General features: G+C 61.4%; 21 protein-coding genes. 12 read left to right on the top strand and 9 right to left on the bottom strand.

The annotated features are described in order from the left end of the window. Window positions 1-392: 392 nt before the first annotated feature. From NR164_RS06415 to NR164_RS06405, 3 genes are all read right to left on the bottom strand, one after another. Window positions 393-2,051, bottom strand: coding sequence for a cation acetate symporter (locus tag NR164_RS06415; RefSeq protein ID WP_017846761.1), 1,659 nt, complete (start codon window positions 2,049-2,051; stop codon window positions 393-395). Next, a complete protein-coding gene (locus NR164_RS06410; protein WP_017846760.1) occupies window positions 2,048-2,359 on the bottom strand; it encodes a DUF485 domain-containing protein in 312 nt (103 codons plus the stop codon). The genes NR164_RS06415 and NR164_RS06410 overlap by 4 nt, the downstream gene beginning before the upstream one ends. A gap of 262 nt (window positions 2,360-2,621) precedes the next feature. Continuing rightward, the gene (locus NR164_RS06405) at window positions 2,622-3,473 is read right to left on the bottom strand and encodes a glycine betaine ABC transporter substrate-binding protein (RefSeq protein ID WP_134939770.1); all 852 of its coding nucleotides are present in this window, start codon (window positions 3,471-3,473) and stop codon (window positions 2,622-2,624) included. Between the two features lie 331 nt (window positions 3,474-3,804). On the opposite strand from NR164_RS06405, the gene NR164_RS06400 reads away from it, so the two are divergent. Next, the gene (locus NR164_RS06400; protein WP_102618158.1) at window positions 3,805-5,358 is read left to right on the top strand and encodes a glycosyl hydrolase family 17 protein; all 1,554 of its coding nucleotides are present in this window, start codon (window positions 3,805-3,807) and stop codon (window positions 5,356-5,358) included. Window positions 5,359-5,452: 94 nt separating this feature from the next. On the opposite strand, the gene NR164_RS06395 is transcribed toward NR164_RS06400, so the two are convergent. Then, complete coding sequence (locus tag NR164_RS06395; protein ID WP_046384199.1) at window positions 5,453-5,821, bottom strand: hypothetical protein; 369 nt, start codon at window positions 5,819-5,821, stop codon at window positions 5,453-5,455. A gap of 236 nt (window positions 5,822-6,057) precedes the next feature. Between NR164_RS06395 and NR164_RS06390 the strand changes: the two genes are divergently transcribed. Then, on the top strand, window positions 6,058-7,356 hold the full coding sequence (locus tag NR164_RS06390) for a serine/threonine protein kinase (protein WP_256822502.1): 1,299 nt from the start codon (window positions 6,058-6,060) through the stop codon (window positions 7,354-7,356). Then, on the top strand, window positions 7,349-8,137 hold the full coding sequence (locus NR164_RS06385; RefSeq protein ID WP_046384201.1) for a VacJ family lipoprotein: 789 nt from the start codon (window positions 7,349-7,351) through the stop codon (window positions 8,135-8,137). The genes NR164_RS06390 and NR164_RS06385 overlap by 8 nt, the downstream gene beginning before the upstream one ends. A 71-nt stretch (window positions 8,138-8,208) precedes the next feature. Here the strand turns inward: NR164_RS06385 and NR164_RS06380 are convergent, their stop codons facing one another. Genes NR164_RS06380 through NR164_RS06365 form a run of 4 tightly spaced genes read right to left on the bottom strand, consistent with a single transcriptional unit; the run spans window position 8,209 to window position 11,208 of the window. Beyond that, window positions 8,209-8,985 (bottom strand): amino acid ABC transporter ATP-binding protein, encoded by a 777-nt coding sequence (locus NR164_RS06380; protein ID WP_046384202.1) that lies wholly within the window; start codon window positions 8,983-8,985, stop codon window positions 8,209-8,211. A 17-nt stretch (window positions 8,986-9,002) separates the two neighbouring features. After that, window positions 9,003-9,725 (bottom strand): ABC transporter permease, encoded by a 723-nt coding sequence (locus NR164_RS06375; RefSeq protein ID WP_046384203.1) that lies wholly within the window; start codon window positions 9,723-9,725, stop codon window positions 9,003-9,005. Continuing rightward, window positions 9,722-10,438: an ABC transporter permease gene (locus tag NR164_RS06370; protein ID WP_057003708.1), complete on the bottom strand. Its 717-nt coding sequence runs from the start codon at window positions 10,436-10,438 to the stop codon at window positions 9,722-9,724. The genes NR164_RS06375 and NR164_RS06370 overlap by 4 nt, the downstream gene beginning before the upstream one ends. Window positions 10,439-10,455: 17 nt before the next feature. After that, entirely contained in the window at window positions 10,456-11,208 is a 753-nt protein-coding gene (locus tag NR164_RS06365) for a transporter substrate-binding domain-containing protein (protein WP_256822500.1), read from the bottom strand. Between the two features lie 283 nt (window positions 11,209-11,491). On the opposite strand from NR164_RS06365, the gene NR164_RS06360 reads away from it, so the two are divergent. Then, window positions 11,492-12,097, top strand: a complete 606-nt coding sequence (locus tag NR164_RS06360) for a TetR/AcrR family transcriptional regulator (protein WP_046384206.1) — start codon at window positions 11,492-11,494, stop codon at window positions 12,095-12,097. Between the two features lie 135 nt (window positions 12,098-12,232). Here the strand turns inward: NR164_RS06360 and NR164_RS06355 are convergent, their stop codons facing one another. Next, on the bottom strand, window positions 12,233-12,673 hold the full coding sequence (locus NR164_RS06355) for a heme-binding protein (protein WP_046384207.1): 441 nt from the start codon (window positions 12,671-12,673) through the stop codon (window positions 12,233-12,235). 266 nt (window positions 12,674-12,939) lie between these two features. Between NR164_RS06355 and gcl the strand changes: the two genes are divergently transcribed. The 8 genes from gcl (at window position 12,940) to NR164_RS06315 (ending at window position 22,416) form a co-directional block, all read left to right on the top strand. Then, complete coding sequence (gcl, locus tag NR164_RS06350) at window positions 12,940-14,715, top strand: glyoxylate carboligase (protein ID WP_017849458.1); 1,776 nt, start codon at window positions 12,940-12,942, stop codon at window positions 14,713-14,715. Window positions 14,716-14,725: 10 nt separating this feature from the next. Then, on the top strand, window positions 14,726-15,508 hold the full coding sequence (hyi, locus tag NR164_RS06345; RefSeq protein ID WP_017849457.1) for a hydroxypyruvate isomerase: 783 nt from the start codon (window positions 14,726-14,728) through the stop codon (window positions 15,506-15,508). 107 nt (window positions 15,509-15,615) lie between these two features. After that, window positions 15,616-16,506: a 2-hydroxy-3-oxopropionate reductase gene (locus tag NR164_RS06340; protein WP_046486391.1), complete on the top strand. Its 891-nt coding sequence runs from the start codon at window positions 15,616-15,618 to the stop codon at window positions 16,504-16,506. A gap of 131 nt (window positions 16,507-16,637) precedes the next feature. Then, the gene (locus NR164_RS06335) at window positions 16,638-17,996 is read left to right on the top strand and encodes a glycerate kinase (RefSeq protein WP_256822498.1); all 1,359 of its coding nucleotides are present in this window, start codon (window positions 16,638-16,640) and stop codon (window positions 17,994-17,996) included. A gap of 69 nt (window positions 17,997-18,065) precedes the next feature. Further along, window positions 18,066-18,941, top strand: a complete 876-nt coding sequence (locus NR164_RS06330) for an urea transporter (RefSeq protein WP_256822497.1) — start codon at window positions 18,066-18,068, stop codon at window positions 18,939-18,941. 31 nt (window positions 18,942-18,972) lie between these two features. Beyond that, window positions 18,973-19,797 carry an ion transporter gene (locus tag NR164_RS06325; protein WP_079443172.1) on the top strand — a complete coding sequence of 275 codons (825 nt, stop codon included), beginning with the start codon at window positions 18,973-18,975 and terminating at the stop codon, window positions 19,795-19,797. Window positions 19,798-19,892: 95 nt separating this feature from the next. After that, on the top strand, window positions 19,893-20,897 hold the full coding sequence (locus NR164_RS06320) for a sulfate ABC transporter substrate-binding protein (RefSeq protein ID WP_046384213.1): 1,005 nt from the start codon (window positions 19,893-19,895) through the stop codon (window positions 20,895-20,897). A 322-nt stretch (window positions 20,898-21,219) separates the two neighbouring features. After that, a complete protein-coding gene (locus tag NR164_RS06315; protein WP_026140344.1) occupies window positions 21,220-22,416 on the top strand; it encodes an MFS transporter in 1,197 nt (398 codons plus the stop codon). Window positions 22,417-22,442: the final 26 nt, after the last annotated feature.

The following is a 22,442-nucleotide window of genomic DNA, read 5'->3' as shown; positions in this document are numbered from 1 at the left end:
TTGTCTGAAATTCAGCTATCGGGAGCTTGCTCCCGATGACACTAGCCCAGTCAACACAAAACCCCAGCCTATCGACCGGGACACGTCCTATTAAGCCCCCCCCAAACCTGACCAACTACCCACCTTGGAATGCAATCAACTGTGGGAGGGGGCTTGCCCCCGATAGCAATGGCCCAGCCACCACAAAACTCCAGCCAAAAAAAATGCCCCAGCCTATCGACCGGGGCATTTCCTATTAAGCCCCCCAAACCTGACCAACTACCCACCTTGGAATGCAATCAGCTGTGGGAGGGGGCTTGCCCCCGATAGCAATGGCCCAGCCACCACAAAACTCCAGCCAAAAAAAAATGCCCCAGCCTATCGACCGGGGCATTTCCTATTGAGCTACAACCTTAGTGAGAAACCGCCCCACTCGCCCCCAGGCCAGTCTGCGAACGCACAAACTGCGGGAAGTACAGCGCCCGTTCCTTGACTGCCGCCGCCGACTTGTCGGTGATGGAGAAGAACCAGATGCTGACGAACGCGATGAACATCGAGAACAGCGCAGGGTACTCATACGGGAAGATGGCTTTTTCGTGATGCAGGATCGACACCCAGATGGTCGGCCCCAGGACCATCAGGCCCACGGCACTGACCAACCCGAGCCAGCCGCCAATCATTGCGCCACGGGTGGTGAGGTTCTTCCAGTACATGGAAAGCAGCAACACCGGGAAGTTACAGCTGGCAGCGATAGAGAACGCCAGGCCGACCATGAACGCAATGTTCTGGCTTTCAAACAGGATACCCAGACCGATTGCCAGCACCGCCAAGGCGATAGTGGTGATCTTCGAGACGCGAATCTCCTCTTTGTCGTTGGCCTTGCCTTTCTTGATCACGCTGGCATACAGGTCATGGGACACCGCCGAAGCACCGGCCAGGGTCAAGCCCGCAACCACCGCGAGGATGGTGGCAAACGCCACAGCCGAGATGAAGCCCAGGAAGATACTGCCACCCACCGCGTTGGCCAGGTGAACCGCCGCCATGTTGTTACCACCGAGCAAGGCGCCTGCAGCATCCTTGAACGCCGGGTTGGTGCTGACCAGCAGGATCGCGCCGAAACCGATGATGAAGGTCAGGATGTAGAAGTAGCCAATGAAACCAGTGGCGTACAACACGCTCTTGCGCGCTTCCTTGGCGTCGCTCACGGTGAAGAAGCGCATCAGGATGTGCGGCAGGCCGGCCGTACCGAACATCAGTGCCAGGGCCAGGGAGAACGCGGAGACCGGATCTTTCACCAGACCGCCAGGGCTCATGATCGCTTCACCTTTAGGGTGAACCTTGATCGCCTCGGAAAACAGCGTGCTGAAGTCGAAGTTGACGTGCTTCATCACCATGACTGCCATGAACGTAGCACCGGACAGCAGCAACACTGCCTTGATGATCTGCACCCAGGTGGTCGCCAGCATGCCGCCGAACAGCACGTACAGGCACATCAGGACACCCACCATGATCACCGCTACGTGGTAATCAAGGCCGAACAGCAGCTGGATCAACTTGCCCGCGCCTACCATCTGCGCGATCAGGTAGAACGCCACCACCACCAGCGAACCGCAAGCCGACAGGCTACGGATCTGGGTTTGCCCGAGGCGGTAGGACGCCACGTCGGCAAAGGTGTATTTACCCAGGTTACGCAGGCGCTCGGCGATCAGGAACAGAATGATCGGCCAGCCCACCAGGAAGCCGATTGAGTAGATCAGGCCGTCGTAGCCGGAGGTGTATACCAGTGCGGAAATACCCAGGAAGGACGCGGCCGACATATAGTCGCCGGCAATCGCCAGGCCGTTCTGGAAACCGGTGATCTTGCCGCCGGCCGCATAGTAGTCGGCCGCCGAGTTGTTGCGCTTGGACGCCCAGTAGGTAATGCACAACGTCGCGCCGACAAAGACCACGAACATCAGGATCGCTGGAATATTCAGCGGTTGTTTTTGCACTTCACCGGTCAACGCCTCCCCCGCCCATATAGCAGGCGCGAAGACCGAAGCACCCAGTACAGCCAATAGACGACGGATCATTGCGCAGCCTCCTTGAGAATCGCATTGTTCAGATCGTCGAATTCGCCGTTGGCGCGTCGCACGTAGATCGCAGTGAGGACAAAGGCCGATAGAATCAGCCCGACACCGATAGGGATTCCCCAGGTGATGGACGAAGTGGAGCTGATCTTAGCCCCCAGCAATTGTGGCCCGTAGGCAATCAACAGGATGAATCCGGAGTAAAGCCCTAGCATGATCGCCGAGAGAATCCAGGCGAACCTTTCCCTTTTTCTAACCAGCTCCTTGAAGCGCGGGCTGTTTTGAATCGAGAGGTAAATGCTGTCGTTCATTGTTTTTATCCTCGCAGCACAGCTTTGTTATTATTGAAACAATAGCCACTGTATGCGGCTACGGGGCAGGTTCCAGACGACCTTAGTATTAGAGGGAGTGTAGCGAGGGTTTGCGAGGGCGCAGAAACATTTGCGGGCGGCGAAAATAATAATGTGGGAGGGGGCTTGCCCCCGATTGCGGTGTGTCAGTCGCTGATGATCTGACTGATCCATCGCTATCGGGGGCAAGCCCCCTCCCACAAGGGGTTACATCAAAGGGGGGTTACTTGGCGAGCCACTCGGCAACCCGCTCAGGGTGCTTGGCAACCCAGTCCTTGGCGGCTGCATCGGGCTTGGCACCCTCCTGGATGGCGAGCATGACTTCACCGATTTCGTCCTTGGAAGCCCATTGGAATTTCTTCAGGAACGCCACGACTTCCGGGGCTTTCTTCTCCAGGCCCTTGCTACCAATGCTGTTGACGGTTTCAGCAGCGCCATAGATCCCTTTTGGATCGTCCAGGAACCGCAGTTTCCACTTGGCGAACATCCAGTGCGGCACCCACCCGGTGACTGCGATGGATTCCTGCTTGTCTTCGGCGCGGGTCAGTTCGGCGATCATCGCGGCACCGGAGCTGGCTTGCAGCTTGTAGTCCAGGCCATAGGCCTTGATCGCTTCGTCGGTCTTGAGCATCACGCCTGAACCGGCGTCGATACCGACGATCTTGTTCTTGAAGGTGGTGTCGGTCTTGAGGTCTTCGATGGACTTGGCCTTGACGTACTCCGGCACGATCAGGCCGATCTTCGCATCCTTGAAGTTGGGGCCGTAGTCGACCACCTTGTCCTTGTTCTTGGCCCAGTATTCACCGTGGGTCACGGGTAGCCAGGCAGAGAGCATGGCGTCGAGCTTACCGGTGGCAACACCCTGCCACATGATCCCGGTGGCGACCGCTTGCAACTTGACGTCATAACCGAGCTTTGCCTTGATCACCTCTGCCGCCACATGAGTGGTGGCAACGCTGTCGGACCAACCGTCCACGTAGCCGATGCTCAGGGTTTTGCTGTCGGCGCTGGCCAGTGTGGAGCTCATCGCAACTACCAGAGTGGCAACTGCGCCCAAGAGTCGTCGCATCTTCATCGTACTTCCCCGAAAGTGCTGCGCCCGACGGATGTCGAGCGACGTCAACCTGTTGTTATGTGGTGCGCCACGCCCCCTTCACGCGCATCGATCCGGCGGCAACGACATCAGTGGAGTGCTGATACTTCGATCATCAACCTGCCGGGGCCTTTGTCCTGCTCTGTCAGCGACCTCAGGTAAGCAAGAAACGACATCACATCGCCAGCTAGCGCTGTTATGGGACGCTCACCTCATACCCCGCCCGAACTTTGCATATCTAAATCATGCAGCCCCACTGGGACGCGACAAATCCGGGTAAGATGCGCGCCTTTGCTCCCCAGATAAGCCGACCATGCCTGCAACTGCCCGCTTCCCTGCCCTGCCCTATTTATTCGCCTTGATCCTCGGCCTGCTTGCGCTGGTCGGGTACTGGTATGGCCTCGGCCGGCCAGTGGTGCTGCCGGACGTGGCCAGCGCCAGCCACAAACTGCAATGCGCCTCCTACACACCGTTCGACAAGGACCAATCACCGTTCGACCAACCGTTCAAGCTGCGCCCCGAGCGCATGGACGCCGACCTGGCCCTGCTGGCCACCCGCTTCGAATGCATCCGCACCTACTCCATGACCGGCCTGGAAGCCTTGCCGGACCTGGCGCGCAAGCACGGGCTGAAACTGATGATCGGCGCCTGGGTCAACGGCAACCCGGTCGACACCGAAAAAGAAGTCGACGCCTTGATCGCCTCGGCCAACGCCAACGCCGACGTGGTGACTTCGGTGATCGTCGGCAACGAAACCCTGCTGCGCAAGGAAGTCACGGCCGCACAGTTGGTGAAGCTGATCCATAAGGTCAAAAGCCAGATCAAGCAGCCGGTCACGTATGCCGACGTCTGGGAATTCTGGCTGCAACACCCGGAAATTGCCCCGGCGGTGGATTTCCTGACCATCCACTTGCTGCCGTACTGGGAAGACGCCCCCTCGGGAATCGACCAGGCGCTCAAGCATGTCGGTGACGTGCGCCAGACCTTCGGCAATAAATTCGCGCCCAAGGACGTAATGATCGGCGAGACCGGCTGGCCCAGCGAAGGCCGCCAGCGCGAAACCGCGGTGCCGAGCCGGGTCAATGAGGCCAAGTTCATGCGCGGTTTCGTGGCCATGGCCGAAGCCAATGGCTGGCACTACAACCTGATAGAAGCCTTCGACCAGCCTTGGAAGCGTGCCAGTGAAGGCGCTGTCGGCGGCTACTGGGGCTTGTTCGACGCCGATCGCCAGGACAAAGGCATCCTCGCAGGCCCAGTGACCAACGTACCGTACTGGCCACTGTGGCTGGGAGTCGGTGGACTCATCCTGCTGGGCACCCTGGCGCTCGGCGGGCGGGTGCGCAGCGTGCGCGCCGCCTGGCTGCTGCCGCTGCTCGGGGCCGTCGCCGCCTGTTCCATCGGCACCTGGGCCGAACTGACCCGCGTAACCGCACGCTTCAATGATGAATGGGTGTGGGCGGGGCTGCTGGTCGCGTTGAACCTGCTGGTACTGGCACATGCGGCCCTGGCCTTGAGCAGCCGCGAGGGTTGGCGCGAGCGGGCGTTCAACTGGCTGGAGCCGCGCGCGGGCTGGCTGGTGGCAATCGCCGGGTTCGCTGGCGCGGTGATGATGCTGGCGCTGGTGTTTGACCCGCGCTACCGCAGCTTCCCAAGTGCGGCGCTGGTGCTGCCTGCCCTGGTCTATCTGATTCGCCCGGTGACCGGGCCACGTCGGGAAATTGCCCTACTGGCCTTTATCATCGGTGCAGGCATTGCGCCGCAGCTGTTCCGCGAAGGTCTGTTGAACCAGCAGGCGTGGGGTTGGGCGCTGGTCAGTGGGTTGATGGTTGTGGCTTTGTGGCGGTGCTTGCGGATGCGCAAGGCTTAAGAGTGCCATCGGGGGCAAGCCCCTCCCACATTTGGAACGCGTCCCCATGTGGAAGGGGCGGTGCGACGATTCGATTTGCCCCCGATTGGCTCTATCAGGCCGCCCGTGGCTTGCGGACCAAGCGCAACCCGGCAATCACCACCGCAAACACCGCAAATGTGGTGTTGTACAACGCCAACGCCGGCAACCCGAACACCAGCCCCAGCACCGCCAACCCCCACCCCGCACGGCCCGGCACGAAAAACGCCAGCACCGACGCGATCAGCGCAGCCCAGCCCATCACCTGGAAGTGAATCATCAAGCCCAGGTTCGAACGCACCTGGCATTCCCAGCGGTTGGCTTCATCCGCGCAAATGCCGACCCACCGGCCATCCTCCATGAAGCCGTAACGCGCGGCATAACTGGCGGCCAGCCATAATGGCAAGGCGATGAGCAGTAGGGTCAGCGGCAAGCGGCGGGACATGGAGCACTCCGATAGGCAAAAACGGCGCTCAGCTTAATCCCCCGGTGGCCGTTAGCAAGATGTGTACGCAGATAAGTGTCCATCAATACGCGGCAAAGTGTATCTTCTGCCTACTATTACCCCGACTCCGACGTTTTTTATCCGACTTTTCGTGCCGATGGCTGGCACTTCGGTGGCAACGCGGTGGTCATAGCCTGCGAACTTCATTCAGCACGTTTCCTCTTAGGGATTAAGTCATGCTCCGTTCCTTGCGCTGCGCTGCCTTGCTGGGCAGCCTTTTTTTGAGTGCGTCAGCACTGGCCGTCGACATCGACCAGGCCAGCTATGGCTTCCCTTTGACCAACCCGTTCGAAGCGACCATCGCCACCACCCCGCCTGACCTTCGGCCCAGCTTGCCGAGCGACGACGAAATCAACCAGTCCGACTACACCCTGAACATGCGTCCCGAGCGCGAGTTCAGCCTGCCCGACAACTTCTGGGCAGTGAAGAAGCTCACCTACCGCATCGCCAAGCAAGACCGCGCCGCACCGCTGATCTTCCTGATCTCGGGCACCGGTGCGCGGTTTGACAGCAGCATCAACGAATACCTGAAAAAACTGTACTACCAGGCCGGCTACCACGTCGTGCAACTGTCATCGCCGACCAGCTTCGACTTCATGAGCGCCGCCTCGCGCTTCGCCACGCCGGGTATCACCCAGGAAGACGCCGAAGACATGTACCGCGTGATGCAAGCAGTGCGTGCGCAGAACGCCTCACTGCCGGTCACCGACTTTTACCTCAGCGGCTACAGCCTCGGTGCGCTGGATGCGGCCTTTGTCAGCAAGCTCGACGAACCCCGCCGCAGCTTCAACTTCAAGAAAGTGCTGCTGCTCAACCCGCCGGTCAACCTGTACACCTCGATCACCAACCTCGACAAGCTGGTGCAGACCGAGGTCAAGGGCATCAACAACACCACAACCTTTTATGAACTGGTGTTGAACAAGCTGACCCGCTACTTCCAGCAAAAGGGCTACATCGACCTTAACGACGCCCTGCTCTACGACTTCCAGAACTCCAAGCAGCACCTGACCAACGAACAGATGGCCATGCTGATCGGCACCACGTTCCGTTTTTCGGCGGCCGACATCGCGTTCACCTCGGACCTGATCAACCGCCGCGGCCTGATCATCCCGCCGAAGTACCCGATCACCGAAGGCACCAGCCTCACGCCGTTCCTCAAGCGCGCGCTGCAATGTGACTTCGATTGCTACCTCACCGAACAGGTCATCCCGATGTGGCGCGCCCGTTCCGATGGCGGCAGCCTGTTGCAATTGGTCGATCAGGTCAGCCTGTACGCCCTCAAGGACTACCTGCACACCAGCCCGAAAATCGCCGTCATGCATAACGCCGACGACGTGATCCTCGGCCCGGGCGACCTCGGCTTCCTGCGTCAAACCTTCGGCGATCGCTTGACTGTCTACCCGCTGGGCGGCCATTGCGGCAACCTCAATTACCGCGTCAACGCCGACGCCATGCTGGAGTTTTTCCGTGGCTAAATATCTTCTGCTGCTTGCCGCCCTGATGTGCGCAAGCGTGGCCAATGCCGACAACAGCAAGGCGCACGCGCCCACCGTCGTGGGTGCCGACGGCTTCAAGGAGCCGCTGAGCAAGCTCAAGTTCAACCCGGGCCTGGACCAGCGCGAGTTCGAACGCTCGTCACTGACCGCCCTCAACGTGTACGACCCGCTGGAATCGTGGAACCGTCGCGTTTACCACTTCAACTACCGCTTCGACCAATGGGTGTTCCTGCCGGTGGTCGACGGTTACCGCTACGTCACGCCGAGCTTCCTGCGTACCGGCGTAAGCAATTTCTTCAACAACCTGGGCGATGTGCCCAACCTGTTGAACAGCCTGTTGCAACTCAAGGGTCACCGCTCCCTGGAAACCACCGGGCGCCTGCTGCTCAACACCACCATCGGCGTTGCCGGGCTGTGGGACCCGGCTACCGCCATGGGCCTGCCGCGCCAGAGCGAAGACTTCGGCCAGACTCTGGGTTTCTACGGCGTGCCTGGCGGCGCCTATCTGGTGCTGCCGATCCTGGGCCCATCGAACCTGCGCGATACCAGCGGCCTGGTGGTCGACTACAGCGCCGAATCGCAGATCAACTTCCTGAACGTCTCCGAAGTCAGCTCCAACCATCCGGAGATCTGGGCCCTGCGCGTGGTCGACAAGCGTTACCAGACCAGCTTCCGCTACGGTCAGTTGAACTCGCCGTTCGAGTACGAAAAGGTGCGCTACATCTATACGGAATCGCGCAAGTTGCAGATTGCCGAATAAGCGCAGCGCGCGGTAAAAAAGCCATTCGACGCGCTCGAATGGCTTTTTTTTGCCTGCTCGATACCAGCCGCCTACCCCAGCACCTGCGCCAGAAACGCTTGCGCGCGAGGTGTGCGTGGCGCAGTGAAAAACGCCTCCGGCGGCTGGTCTTCGATGATCCGCCCGCCATCGAGAAACAGCACACGCCCGGCGACTTGCCGGGCAAAGCCCATTTCGTGGGTGACGCAGAGCAAGGTCATGCCACTTTCGGCGAGCATGACCATCACGTCCAGCACCTCGCCGACAGCCTCCGGGTCCAGTGCCGACGTCGGCTCATCGAACAGCATGATTTTCGGGGTCATGCACAATGCCCTCGCTATCGCGACCCGCTGCTGTTGGCCGCCCGACAGTTGCGCCGGGTATTTTTTCCAGTGTTGATCGATCCCGACTTTTTTCAGCAGCGCCATCGCCTGGTCCTGCGCGCTGTCGCGGGGCATGCCGCGCACGGACATCGGCGCCAGCATGCAGTTTTGCAAGACGGTCAGGTGCGGAAACAGGTTGAAGCCCTGAAACACCATGCCGACCTCACGCAAGGCCGCGCGGCAGAGCGTCGGCGAAGCGCTCAAGTCGGCGCCCAGCACCTGGATTCGGCCCTGCTGCGCCGGTTCCAGACGATTGAGGCAACGGATCAATGTGGACTTGCCGGAGCCCGAGGTGCCGCACAGCACAATCCGCTCGCCCTGCACCACGCGCAGGTCGATACCGTGCAGCACCTGGTATGGGCCGTACCATTTACTCAGCCCTTCGACGTCGATCACCACCGGCGCAGGCGCGCAGATCGACCGCTCAAACTCCCCTGATGACCCCATGTATCCACCCTTCCTTATCATTCGTCAGTTGGCCGCATGTGGCGGGTGAGTCGACGATTGATCCGGTTCACCCCTCGCCGGACACACTCGACCACCAGCAGGTAGACCAGCGCCACCCACACATACACCTGGAAATCAAAAGTGCGTGAGAACGCCAACTTGGCCACGCCCATCAAATCCAGCAAGGTCACCAGCGACACAATCGCGCTGGCCTTGATGATCAAAATCAGTTCATTGCCCAGTGGCCCCACCGTCACGATGAGCACCTGCGGCAAGGTCACCTTGAAAAACGTGGTGGTGCGGCTCAACCCCAACACCGTCGCGGCTTCATAGTGGGCACGGGGCACGGAGAGCAACCCGCCGCGAAAGATCTCGGCCTGATAGGCCGCCGTATTCAAGGTGAACGCCAGCACGGCGCAAAACCACGGGTCGCCGAACCAGCCCCACAGGCCAAGGTCGCGCCAGAAACCGTGGAAAGAACCCAAGCCGTAATAGATCAGGAACAACTGCGCCAACAGCGGCGAGCCCCTGAAAAAGTAGAGATAGGCCCTGCACCCGTACTGCAACAAACGCCAGCGTGAGGTCCTGCCCAACGCCAACAGCACGCCAAGCACCATCCCGGCGCTGCTGGATATCGCCACCAATTGCAGGGTCAGCAACAAGCCATCGAACAACTGCGCACCGTAGCGCTGAAGCAGTTCAAGCCCGAGCCACTCGGCAAAACGCTCGCCCCCCATCATGAGGCACGCTCCCGACCCTGGCCGTAGTGCTTTTCAAGCTGCGCGATGCAAAACCCCGACATCGACGACAGCAGCAGGTACAGGCCACACGCCGCCAGATAAAACAGCATCGGTTCCTTGGTGGCGTTCACCGCCAGGCTGGTCTGACGCATCAGGTCCACCAGGGAAATGGTCGACACCAACGCCGTGTCCTTGAGCAGGCTCAACCAGTTGTTCGAAAGCCCCGGCAAGGCGATCCTCATCACCTGCGGCAGCACCACCTTGAAAAACGTGTGCCTGCGGCTCAAGCCCAGTGCCTGGGCGCCTTCGTACTGGCCGCGCGCCACGGTCTTCAACGCCCCCAGCCACACCTCGCTGGAAAAGGCCGCCAGCACCAGGCTGAACGCGATCACCGCCGCCACGAAGGCGTTGATGCCAAACTCGGCCGAACCGCCCCAATACGCCTGGAACTTCTGCAGCGCGATCTGGATGCCGTAATACACGATCAATAACGTCAGCAACTCCGGCAGGCCACGAAAACAGGTGGAGAACAGCGCAGCCATCGCCCTCACCGTGGTGTTTGCCGATCTGCTGCACAGCGCCACCAACAACCCCAATGGCAACCCTAGCGGCACACACGCCAATGCCAGCGCCATCGTGACCCCTGCGCCCGCCAGCAGCGCGCCGCCCCACCCACCGGCGCCCAACGACAACAACCCTAATGACTCGAACATGGAAGACGCCCCCGCGCTTAATCATCCTCAAGGCCATGGGCCAACTTGAGCTGTCGATACGTGCCGTCGGCGATCACGTCCGCGATGGCCTGGTTCAGCCTGGCGCGCAACGCCTCATCGGCCTTGCGCACGGCAATACCGGCGTCGCTTTGCGTACCGGGGATAGCCAGCACCCGGCAACACTGCGGGTCGGTGTTCTTCAACCACTCCTGCATCGGCGCGCTGTCGTTGACCACCGCATCCAGGCGGCCGTTGAGCAGGTCGCTGTTGGCCTCGTCCTGGCCGACGTACAACTTGACCCGCGCCCCATTGGCGCCATAGACATCCTGGTTGTAGATACCCTGGGTGGACGACGACTGAGCGCCGACCGTCTTGCCGGACAACGTGGTCGGCGCGGCGTCCTGAATGTCGCTGCCCCTGGGCACTGCCAGAACCATGCGCGTGCGGTTGTAGGGCTGGGTGAAGCTGACGGTCTTCTGGCGCTCTTCGGTGATGGCCATCGAGGCGATGATCGCGTCGTACTTTTTCGCGAGCAGGCCCGGGATGATGCCCTCCCAGTCCTGGGCAACAATCGTGCATTCGACGCCGAGCCTGGCGCACAGGGCGTTCGCCATATCGACGTCAAAACCACGTAGTTGGTTATTCGAGTCCACGTAGTTGAAAGGCGGATAAGCACCCTCCGTGGCGAAACGCAGCGGCTGCGCATGGGCCACCGACAACAGCCCGAGGGTGATCGTTACGGCATAGAGCGTCTGTTTGACCTGTTTCATGAAGGCACCTACCGAATTATTTTTATTCTGGGTAGTGCCTGAGGCCTGGTTAACCCGAAGGAACACGGGTGATTGACGCAGGCTCAGTCACTGACCCAGCGGACACTACGCCAACCTAAACAATTCGTCTATATTTTACAGATAGTCTATTTTCGAGTTTTTTGTAGGCCAAAACCGGGATGCACGATCGACCCCAAGAGTGTCGCGGGCACATTGTTGAGGCTCGCGGATGGCCGGTGCTACCATGCGCAACCGCCTGTCATGGCAAGGAACCCTCTGGTTTATGAGCAGCATTCGCGAGCGCAACAAAGAAAAGATCCTGCGGGCGGCGAGCGAGGAGTTTGCCGACAAGGGCTTCGCCGCGACCAAAACCAGCGACATCGCCGCCAAGGCCGGGCTGCCCAAGCCCAACGTCTACTACTACTTCAAGTCCAAGGACAACCTCTACCGCGAAGTGCTCGAGAGCATCATCGAGCCGATCCTGGCAGCCTCGACGCCGTTCAACCCGGAGGGTGAGCCTGCGGTGGTACTGAGCAACTACATCCGCTCGAAAATCCGCATCTCCCGCGACCTGCCCTTCGCCTCCAAGGTGTTCGCCAGCGAAATCATGCACGGCGCCCCGCACCTGAGCGCCGAACAGGTCGAGCAACTCAACGCCCAGGCCAAGCACAATATCCAGTGCATCCAGCACTGGGTGGACCGCGGGTTGATTGCGCCGATCGATCCCAATCACTTGATGTTCAGCATCTGGGCCGCAACCCAGACGTATGCGGATTTCGATTGGCAGATTTCGGCGGTGACCGGCAAGGCCAAATTGGATGAAGCGGATTACGAGGCGGCGGCGCAGACGATTATTCGGTTGGTGCTCAAGGGCTGTGCGCCGGACTGAGACACCGAGGCGCCTGTGGCAATCGGGGGCAAGCGCCCTCCCACATTTGATCGGGTTTACACATGTCTATTTGTGAATACCGTCAAAGGTGGGAGGGAGCTTGCTCCCGATAGGGCCCAGACAGTCATCCAATAATCAGGCTGACACCCCCGCATCCGCCCACAAACCCAGCGTTTCAATCGCCGTGATCGCACACTGCTCATCAATATCCGACGTGTCCCCGCTGATCCCGATCGCCCCCAGCACCAGCCCTTCCTGATCCCGAATCAACACCCCGCCCGGCGCCGGCACCACGCTGCCCTGCCCCAAGCTGTTCAATGCGGCGATAAACGCCGGGCGTTGCTGCGCATCCAACGCGAGCAAGCGTGAGCCTTTGCCCAGGGCAATCGCGCCCCAGGCCTTGCCGATGGCGATCTGCGGGCGCAGCAGGCTGGCGCCGTCGTCCCGTTGCAGGGTGATCAGGTGACCGCCGCCGTCCAGCACCGCAATGGTCAGCGGTGCCGAGGCAATGGCGCGGCCTGCGGCGAGGGCCTGGCCGGCCAGGTTGACTGCGACTTTCAAGGTTAAAGCGCTCATGGGTGCCGTCCTTATCTTGTTATGGGAAAGCCGTGGGCTCTGTTGGAACAGATACCGGATGCAACAAATAGAACACAATATAGTTATTCTTTGTATACAATATTTTCGCGCAAACCTACCGAATGTCGAAAAAATGCCCTGAAAAGACCTTCCGACGAACGCAAAGGCTACTGAATAAAATGCATTGACCTGTGGCGCTTGCCGTGAATACACTTCGACCAAACACCACTTGTATACAATTACAAAACGCAAGAGGCACCAAAACAATGAGCAAAATGAGAGCAATCGAAGCCGCCGTTCTGGTGATGCGTCGTGAAGGGGTAGACACCGCCTTCGGTATCCCAGGCGCCGCGATCAACCCGCTGTATTCGGCCTTGCAGAAGGTCGGTGGCATCGATCACGTCCTTGCTCGCCATGTTGAAGGCGCCTCGCACATGGCCGAGGGCTACACCCGCACCAAGGCCGGCAATATCGGCGTGTGCATCGGCACATCGGGCCCGGCGGGCACCGACATGGTCACCGGCCTGTACAGCGCCTCGGCCGACTCGATTCCGATCCTGTGCATCACCGGCCAGGCCCCCCGGGCGCGGATGCACAAGGAAGATTTCCAGGCCGTGGACATCACCAGCATCGTCAAGCCGGTGACCAAGTGGGCGACCACGGTCCTCGAACCCGGCCAGGTGCCGTATGCGTTCCAGAAGGCCTTTTATGAAATGCGCTCCGGCCGCCCTGGCCCGGTGCTGATCGACCTGCCGTTCGACGTACAGATGGCCGAGATCGAATTCGACATCGACGCCTACCAGCCGCTGCCCCTGGCCAAACCGCTGGCCACGCGCATCCAGGTGGAAAAAGCCCTGGCCCTGCTCGACCAGGCCGAACGCCCGCTGCTGGTGAGCGGTGGCGGCGTGATCAATGCCGATGCCAGCGACCTGCTGGTGGAGTTCGCCGAGTTGACCGGCATCCCGGTGATCCCGACCTTGATGGGCTGGGGCACCATCCCCGACGATCACCCGCAGATGGTAGGCATGGTCGGCCTGCAAACGTCGCACCGTTATGGCAACGCGACGCTGCTGAAAGCCGACGTGGTGCTCGGCATCGGCAACCGCTGGGCCAACCGCCACACCGGTTCGGTGGAGGTGTACACCGAGGGGCGCACGTTCATTCACGTCGACATTGAACCGACGCAAATCGGCCGCGTATTCACCCCGGACCTCGGCATCGTTTCCGACGCCGGGGCCGCACTGACGATGTTCATCGAAGTCGCCCGCGAGTGGAAAGCCGCAGGCAAACTCAAGGACCGCAGCGCCTGGCTGCATGACTGCCAGCAGCGCAAGGCCACCCTGCAGCGCAAGACCCACTTCGACAACGTGCCGGTCAAGCCGCAACGGGTGTACGAAGAGATGAACCAGGTGTTCGGCAAAGACACCTGCTACGTCAGCACCATCGGCCTGTCGCAAATTGCCGGCGCGCAATTCCTGCATGTCTACAAGCCGCGTCACTGGATCAACTGCGGCCAGGCCGGCCCGTTGGGCTGGACCATCCCGGCGGCGCTCGGTGTGGTCAAGGCCGACCCGAGCCGCAAGGTGGTGGCGCTGTCCGGCGACTATGACTTCCAGTTCATGATCGAAGAACTGGCCGTGGGCGCGCAGTTCAAGCTGCCGTATATCCACGTAGTGGTGAACAACTCCTACCTGGGGCTGATCCGCCAGGCCCAGCGCGGGTTCGAAATGGACTACTGCGTGCAGTTGTCTTTCGACAACCTCAACGCCCCGGAACTCAACGGCTATGGCGTCGACCACGTCGCCGTCGCCGAAGGCCTGGGGTGCAAGGCCCTGCGCGTGTTCGAGCCCGGCCAGATCCAGCCGGCACTGCGCCGCGCCCAGGAAATGCTCGAAGAATTCAAGGTTCCGGTGATCGTAGAGATTATTCTGGAGCGCGTGACCAATATTTCCATGGGCACCGAGATCAACGCCGTCAACGAATTCGAAGATCTGGCCCTGGTCGGCAACGATGCGCCGACCGCCATTTCCCTGCTCGATTAAGGAGAACCTTATGCCGCGCTTTGCCGCCAACCTGTCCATGCTGTTCACCGAACAGGCGTTTCTCGCTCGCTTCAAAGCAGCCGCCGATGCGGGCTTTGCAGGCGTCGAATACCTGTTCCCCTACGAATTCAGCTCTGCCGAAATCAAGGCGCAGTTGGATGCCAATGGCTTGACCCAGGTGCTGTTCAACCTGCCGGCCGGCGATTGGGCCAAGGGCGAACGGGGCCTGGCGTGCCATCCGGATCGGGTCGAGGAGTTCCGCGCCGGGGTCGACCTGGCCATCGCTTACGCCCAGGTGCTGGGCAACACCCAGGTCAACTGCCTGGCGGGCATCCGGCCGCAGGGCGTGGACGATGCCATCGTAGAAAAGACCTTTGTCGCCAACCTCAAATACGCCGCCGACACCCTGCAAGCGGCGGGTATCAAGCTGGTGATGGAAGCGATCAACACCCGCGACATCCCTGGGTTCTACCTGAACAACACCGCGCAGGCTCTGGCGATTCGCGAACAGGTGGGCAGCGCCAATCTGTTCCTGCAATACGACATCTACCACATGCAAATCATGGAAGGCGATCTGGCCCGCACCCTGGCCGCGCACCTGGGTGAGATCAACCACATCCAACTGGCGGATAACCCGGGTCGCAACGAGCCCGGGACCGGGGAGATCAACTATCGGTTCCTGTTCGAGCATTTGGACCGTATCGGTTATCAGGGTTGGGTCGGCTGTGAATACAAGCCGTTGACCACCACCGAAGCGGGTTTGGGTTGGCTCAAGACCCATAACGCCCTCTGACAGGCACAACACGCAACCAACCTGTGGGAGGGGACTTGCCCCCTCCCACATTTGGACCCCATGTGTTTGGCAGACCGCGCTCTATCGAATAAAAAGAGGATTTCTTCATGGCTAAAATCGGATTCATCGGCACCGGCATCATGGGCCAACCCATGGCCGCCAACCTGCAAAAAGCCGGTCACCAACTGTTCCTGTCCGAGCATCACGGCAAGGCGCCAGCCGAGTTGATCGCCGCCGGCGCCATCGCGCTGGCCACCCCGCAGCACGTCGCCCAGGAAGCCGAATTCATCATCGTCATGGTGCCCGACACCCCGCAGGTCGATGACGTGCTGTTCCGCGCCGATGGCGTGGCCGCCGGCCTGTCGCCGAACAAGGTGGTGATCGACATGAGCTCGATCTCCCCCACCGCCACCAAGGCCTTTGCCGCCAGGATCAACCAGACCGGCGCGCAGTACCTCGATGCGCCGGTGTCCGGCGGTGAAGTCGGGGCCAAGGCCGGCACCTTGAGCATCATGGTCGGCGGTGAGCCGCAGACCTTCGAGCGTGCCTTGCCGCTGTTCCAGAGCATGGGCAAGAACATCACTCTGGTCGGCGGCAACGGCGACGGCCAGACAGCCAAAGTGGCGAATCAGATCATCGTCGCGCTGAACATCCAGGCGGTGGCCGAAGCGCTGCTGTTCGCCGCGAAAAACGGCGCCGACCCGGCCAAGGTGCGTGAAGCGCTGATGGGCGGCTTCGCCTCGTCGAAGATCCTTGAAGTACACGGCGAACGCATGATCAAGGGCACCTTCGATCCGGGCTTTCGCATCAACCTGCACCAGAAGGACCTCAACCTGGCGCTGGCCGGGGCCAAGGAGCTGGGGATCAACCTGCCGAACACCGCTGGCACCCAACAGGTGTTCAGCACCTGCACCGCGATCGGGGGCGGCAACTGGGACCACTCGGCGTTGATCAAGGGCTTGGAGCATATGGCGAACTTCTCGATTCGCGACAAATAACCCACACCACTGCCCTTTTTGAAATGCCGTCAAATGTGGGAGGGAGCACGCCCCCTCCCACAGGTTGATCGCATTTCAATAGCCGCAATTGCTGCATCTCTAATAACAAAAAAATCCCCGGGAGCCCGCTTATGTCGGTCGATCCGCAACACCTGCTTCGCGAGCTGTTTGCCACAGCCATTGACGCCGCCCATCCCCGGCAAGTCCTCGAAGCCTACCTGCCCGCCGACCGCAGCGGCCGGGTGATTGTGATCGGCGCCGGCAAAGCCGCGGCCGCCATGGCGCTGGTCGTGGAAAACGCCTGGCACGGTGAAGTCACGGGCCTGGTGGTCACCCGCTACGGCCATGGCGCGCCGTGCCAGAAAATCGAAGTGGTCGAAGCCGCCCACCCGGTCCCGGATGCCGCCGGCATCAAAGTGGCGCAGCGTGTGCTGGCGCTGATCAGCCAACTGAGCGAAAACGACCGGGTGATCTTCCTGCTCTCCGGCGGTGGTTCGGCGTTGCTCGCCCTGCCCGCCGAAGGCATCAGCCTGGCCGACAAACAGGCCATCAACAAAGCCCTGCTCAAATCCGGCGCCACCATCGGCGAGATGAATTGCGTGCGCAAGCACCTCTCGGCGATCAAGGGCGGCCGACTGGCCAGGGCGGCATGGCCGGCGACGGTCTATACCTACGCGATTTCCGATGTGCCGGGCGACCTGGCCACGGTGATCGCTTCCGGCCCCACGGTCGGCGACCCAAGCACTTCGCAACAGGCCCTGGCCATTCTCAAGCGCTATGACATCGACGCGCCGGCGTCCGTGCGCAGTTGGTTGCAGAACCCGGCCTCGGAAACCGTCAAACCCGGCGACCCGCTGCTCGCCCGCAGCCACTTCCAATTGATCGCCCGCCCACAACAGTCGTTGGAAGCGGTCGCGGTGAAAGTCCGCCAGGCCGGGTTCAGCCCGCTGATCCTCGGCGACCTCGAAGGCGAAGCGCGGGACGTGGCCAAGGTCCACGCCGGGATCACCCGGCAGATCGTGCAGCACGGCCAGCCGTTGGCGGCGCCATGCGTGATCCTGTCCGGCGGGGAAACCACCGTGACCGTGCGCGGCACTGGCCGTGGCGGGCGCAACGCCGAATTCCTGCTGAGCCTCACCGACAGCCTCAAGGGCCTGCCCGGCGTCTACGCCCTGGCCGGCGATACCGACGGCATCGACGGTTCGGAAGACAACGCCGGCGCGCTCATGACCCCCACCAGCTACGCCCGCGCCGAAGCGCTGGGGCTGTCGGCCTGCGACGAGCTGGACAACAACAATGGCTACGGCTATTTCGCCGCCCTCGACGATCTGATCATCACCGAACCGACCCGCACCAACGTCAACGACTTTCGCGCCATTCTGATTCTCGAGGCTGCCCACCCTGTTGAATGCCCCCTTCAGCATCCCGATGGACCTGCAAGGGCCGAAACTGCGGGTTGCGCAACCGGGGTCGATCAGACGTTGATCTAGCGCCGGTCAGGGTCTCATCGCAGGCAAGTCTGCGATGAGGACAACTCGCTCTCACTGAATCACACAACAATGCCCACTCCCTCCTGCCCCGACTGGGCCGAAGCGCTGCTCAACGGCTTCAGCCAGATCGTCCTGCAGCGCCAGCCGCTGTGTGGTCTGCTATGTCTGCTGGCGATCCTGCTCGGCGCTCCAGCCCTGCTCGGCGGTGCACTGCTGGGTGGTCTCGCCGGCTGGCTCACGGCCCAGCGCCGCGACTATCCCAAGGCGGAACGCCAGGCCGGCCTGTACAGCTACAACGGTGTGTTGCTGGGCCTGTTGATCAGCCAGCACTTTGCCTGGTCGGTCATGGTGGTGCCGCTGATCCTCGCCTGCGGCGGCCTGAGTGCGATCCTGACCCGACAATGGCTGCGACACACCACCCAGCCCGAGGCCTTGCCCGCCTATACCGCGCCGTTTGTCGGCCTCGGCTGGCTGCTGCTGGGCGCGGCCGCCGAAAGCGCCGTGGCCTTGCGCGAACCCGACGCTCTCGGCATCGTCAGCGCGCCTTTTAGCGGCCTCGCGCAAATCCTGCTGCTGGACCAGCCCCTGGCCGGCGCATTGATTGCGCTCGGGTTATGCCTGGCCAGCCGCCGTGCCGCAGCATGGGCATTGACCGGCGCCGTCCTCGGCGTGCTGTTCGCCCTGCTGCTGGGCGAGCCCGTCGGCGCCCTCCTCGGCCTGCACAGCTACAACCCGGCGCTGGCCGCCCTGGCCCTGAGCGGCACACGCCGCCGACCTGGGTTGCCGCTGGCCGGCATCGCCCTGGCGATCATCCTCACCCCCGGTTTTGCCGCGCTGCACCTGCCCGCGTTGACCGCGCCCTTTATCCTCGCCTGCTGGTTGGTGCGCGCCAGCCGCCGGATGTGGCACAAAGCCCGCGTGGACAGCCCGTTCGAATCCCCCTAGGCTTGCCCGATATTCGATAGGGGCGAACGTGATGGACAGCAACAACGACTGGCGCCAGCGTCTCTATGTCATGGTTTTCCAGAGTGACACACCGGCCGGGCGGCGTTTCGACAGCACCCTGCTGCTGATCATTCTCGCCAGCCTGGTGGTGGTGATCCTCGACAGCATCCAGGAAGTCCACGACAATTACGCCGCCGTGCTGGCCTACATCGAGTGGGGCTTCACCGTCATCTTCGCCATCGAGTATGGCCTGCGCCTGTACTGCTCGCCCAAGCCGTTGCGCTATGCCTTCAGTTTCTATGGCCTGGTGGATTTGCTCGCCATCGTGCCCGGCATCCTCGCGCTGTATTACAGCGATGCCCAGTACCTGTTGATCATCCGCATCATCCGCATGCTGCGCATCTTCCGGGTGCTCAAGCTCGGGCCGTACCTCAAGCAGGCCAACTACCTGATGTCGGCGTTGCGCGGCAGCAAGCAGAAGATCGTGGTGTTCCTGCTCAGCGTCTGCACCCTGGTGACGGTGTTCGGCACCTTGATGTATGTGATCGAAGGGCCTGGGAACGGCTTCACCAGCATCCCCAAGGGCATCTACTGGGCGATCGTGACCCTGACCACCGTGGGCTTCGGCGATATCGTGCCCAAGACCCCGCTGGGCCAGGTGATCTCGTCCCTGGTGATGATCACCGGTTATTCGATCATCGCCGTGCCCACCGGGATCTTCACCGCCGAACTGGCCAACGCCATGCGCGGTGAACAGTTGCAAACGGACTGCCCGGTGTGCAAGAAAAACACCCATGACGCAAACGCGGCGTTTTGTTCACGGTGTGGCAATGCACTGTTTAATAAGTTGAAATAAGCAAAGATCTTTTTGATCTTTAAGCGAATGTGCCCCCCCGGCTATAGTCGCTGGCAAAGTGCCTCTCTCTACTCTCGTACAACAAGGAATGAGCAGTGAAAAAACTCGTTAGCGCCTCTCTTCTGGCCGCCGGCCTTGCATTGGCCGGTGTCGTCCAGGCCGCACCGACCACCCTGCTCAACGTGTCCTACGACGTGATGCGCGATTTCTACAAGGACTACAACGCCGCCTTCCAGAAACACTGGGAAGCCGAGCACCCGAACGACAAGCTGACCTTGCAGATGTCCTTCGGCGGCTCCAGCAAACAAGCGCGCTCGGTGATCGACGGCCTGCCGGCTGATGTAATCACCATGAACATGGCCACCGACATCAACGCCCTGGTCGACAACGGCAAACTGGTGCCGGACAACTGGGCTACCCGCCTGCCGAACAACAGCGCGCCGTTCACTTCGGCCACCGTGTTTATCGTGCGCAAGGGCAACCCGAAAGCCCTGAAAGACTGGCCGGACCTGCTCAAGGATGGTGTGCAAGTGGTCGTGCCCAACCCGAAGACCTCGGGTAACGGTCGCTACACCTACCTGTCGGCCTGGGGCTACGTGCTGAAGAACGGCGGTGACGAAGACAAGGCCAAGGCCTTTGTCGGCAAGCTGTTCAAGCAAGCGCCCGTGCTGGACACCGGTGGCCGTGCCGCGACCACGACGTTCATGACCAACCAGATCGGCGATGTGCTGGTGACCTTTGAAAACGAAGCGGAAATGATCGCCCGCGAATTCGGCCGCGATCAGTTCGAAGTGGTCTACCCAAGTGTCTCCGCCGAAGCCGAGCCACCGGTCACGGTGGTGGACAAAGTGGTCGAGAAGAAAGGCACGCGCGCAGTCGCCGAAGACTACCTGAAGTACCTGTGGTCGCCGGAAGGCCAGGAAATCGCGGCCAACAACTACCTGCGCCCGCGTGACCCGAAAGTGCTGGCCAAGTACACCGATCGTTTCCCGAAAGTCGACTTCCTGTCGGTCGAGAAGACCTTTGGCGACTGGCGCACCGTGCAGAAAACCCACTTCAACGATGGCGGGGTGTTCGACCAGATCTACAACGGGCAGTAAGCCGCTTGCACTGAAGAAACGCGAGCCAATGTGGGGGCTGGCTTGCCTGCGATAGCGTCGCCCGGGTGTGTCCGATACACCGGGGTGTCCGCATTGCAGGCAAGCCCGCCCCCACATTCGTTTGATGCCAAGCGTGATCGTCAGGCCGCCGGGTCGCCTGTTTCGGCCGGTGCGTCTGCATGTATCATGGGCGCTCGAAGCCAACGCCAAGGCTTCAGTCATCATTTCACGGCATGAGTGTTATCACCGCTAACAGCCTACTCGTCGCAGTGTCTTGTCTTTACTCTCGCTCGCCATCTTCCTTCGCTTTTATGAGAACACCATGAACGCTACTCCCCACGCTACGAGCACCATGACCCGCGGGATGGTGATGCTGTTTGCGTTTTGCTGCGGCGCCATCGTCGCCAACATCTACTACGCGCAACCGATCATCGAGCTGATCGCGCCGGACATCGGCCTGACGCCCGCCATGGCCAGCCTGATCGTATCGCTGACGCAAATCGGCTACGCCCTGGGCCTGTTCTTCCTGGTGCCCCTGGGTGACTTGCTGGAAAACCGCAAGCTGATGATCAGCACCACCGTGATCGCCATCGCCAGCCTGCTGGGTGCGGCGTTTACCGAGCAACCGAACCTGTTCCTGCTGGTGTCGTTGTTGATCGGTTTCAGCTCGGTGTCGGTGCAGATCCTGATCCCACTGGCGGCGCACCTGGCACCTGCCGAGTCCCGTGGCCGCGTGGTCGGCAGCATCATGGGCGGCCTGTTGCTGGGCATCCTGCTGGCGCGGCCGGTGTCCAGTGTGGTCGCCGACCATTTCGGCTGGCGCGCGATGTTCATGGCCGCGGCCGCGTTGATGGCCGTTATCAGCGTGGTCTTGCTGATGACCATCCCCAAGCGCCAGCCCGACCACAGCGCCAGCTATGGCCAGTTGCTGCGTTCCCTCGGCACCCTGCTGCGTGAACAACCGCTGTTGCGCCAGCGCGCCTTTTATCAAGGTTGCATGTTTGCCACCTTCAGCCTGTTCTGGACCGCCGCGCCGCTGGAGTTGGTGCGCAACCATGGCCTGAGCCAGACCCAGATCGCGATCTTCGCCCTGGTCGGTGCCATCGGCGCCATCGCCGCGCCCATCGCCGGGCGCCTGGCCGATGCCGGCCACACCCACCGCGCGTCACTGCTGGCCATGGTGTTTGCGGTGCTGAGCTTCCTGCCGGCCTTCGTACACCCGCTGTACAGCGTGATCGGCCTGGCGGTGACCGGCGTGGTCCTCGACTTCTGCGTGCAGATGAACATGGTCCTCGGCCAACGCGCCATCTACGCCCTCGACGCCAACAGCCGCAGCCGCCTGAACGCGCTGTACATGACCAGCATCTTCATCGGCGGTGCCTTCGGCTCGGCGATTGCCAGCAGCGTGTACGAACACGGCGGCTGGCTGGGCGTGATGCTGGTGGGCAGTGCGTTCCCGCTGGTGGCGCTGCTGCGCTTTCTCAGTGCTTCGCGCCACACTTCGGCGGTCACTGCCTGACGGCATGATGCCTCGGGATCGTGGGT

The organism is Pseudomonas sp. Pse79, from assembly GCF_024519615.1.
In the GTDB taxonomy this organism is placed as follows: Bacteria; Pseudomonadota; Gammaproteobacteria; order Pseudomonadales; family Pseudomonadaceae; genus Aquipseudomonas; species Aquipseudomonas veronii.
The sequence above is the reverse complement of the archived record's forward strand: the minus strand, read 5'-3'. Positions and strand labels throughout refer to the sequence as shown.

Coding starts and splice junctions, on each gene's coding strand:
- NR164_RS06415 (WP_017846761.1), bottom strand. CDS start 2,051: ATGATCCGTCGTCTATTGGCTGTACTGGGTGCTTCGGTCTTCGCGCCT.
- NR164_RS06410 (WP_017846760.1), bottom strand. CDS start 2,359: ATGAACGACAGCATTTACCTCTCGATTCAAAACAGCCCGCGCTTCAAG.
- NR164_RS06405 (WP_134939770.1), bottom strand. CDS start 3,473: ATGAAGATGCGACGACTCTTGGGCGCAGTTGCCACTCTGGTAGTTGCG.
- NR164_RS06400 (WP_102618158.1), top strand. CDS start 3,805: ATGCCTGCAACTGCCCGCTTCCCTGCCCTGCCCTATTTATTCGCCTTG.
- NR164_RS06395 (WP_046384199.1), bottom strand. CDS start 5,821: ATGTCCCGCCGCTTGCCGCTGACCCTACTGCTCATCGCCTTGCCATTA.
- NR164_RS06390 (WP_256822502.1), top strand. CDS start 6,058: ATGCTCCGTTCCTTGCGCTGCGCTGCCTTGCTGGGCAGCCTTTTTTTG.
- NR164_RS06380 (WP_046384202.1), bottom strand. CDS start 8,985: ATGGGGTCATCAGGGGAGTTTGAGCGGTCGATCTGCGCGCCTGCGCCG.
- NR164_RS06375 (WP_046384203.1), bottom strand. CDS start 9,725: ATGATGGGGGGCGAGCGTTTTGCCGAGTGGCTCGGGCTTGAACTGCTT.
- NR164_RS06370 (WP_057003708.1), bottom strand. CDS start 10,438: ATGTTCGAGTCATTAGGGTTGTTGTCGTTGGGCGCCGGTGGGTGGGGC.
- NR164_RS06365 (WP_256822500.1), bottom strand. CDS start 11,208: ATGAAACAGGTCAAACAGACGCTCTATGCCGTAACGATCACCCTCGGG.
- NR164_RS06360 (WP_046384206.1), top strand. CDS start 11,492: ATGAGCAGCATTCGCGAGCGCAACAAAGAAAAGATCCTGCGGGCGGCG.
- NR164_RS06355 (WP_046384207.1), bottom strand. CDS start 12,673: ATGAGCGCTTTAACCTTGAAAGTCGCAGTCAACCTGGCCGGCCAGGCC.
- gcl (WP_017849458.1), top strand. CDS start 12,940: ATGAGCAAAATGAGAGCAATCGAAGCCGCCGTTCTGGTGATGCGTCGT.
- hyi (WP_017849457.1), top strand. CDS start 14,726: ATGCCGCGCTTTGCCGCCAACCTGTCCATGCTGTTCACCGAACAGGCG.
- NR164_RS06340 (WP_046486391.1), top strand. CDS start 15,616: ATGGCTAAAATCGGATTCATCGGCACCGGCATCATGGGCCAACCCATG.
- NR164_RS06335 (WP_256822498.1), top strand. CDS start 16,638: ATGTCGGTCGATCCGCAACACCTGCTTCGCGAGCTGTTTGCCACAGCC.
- NR164_RS06330 (WP_256822497.1), top strand. CDS start 18,066: ATGCCCACTCCCTCCTGCCCCGACTGGGCCGAAGCGCTGCTCAACGGC.
- NR164_RS06325 (WP_079443172.1), top strand. CDS start 18,973: ATGGACAGCAACAACGACTGGCGCCAGCGTCTCTATGTCATGGTTTTC.
- NR164_RS06315 (WP_026140344.1), top strand. CDS start 21,220: ATGAACGCTACTCCCCACGCTACGAGCACCATGACCCGCGGGATGGTG.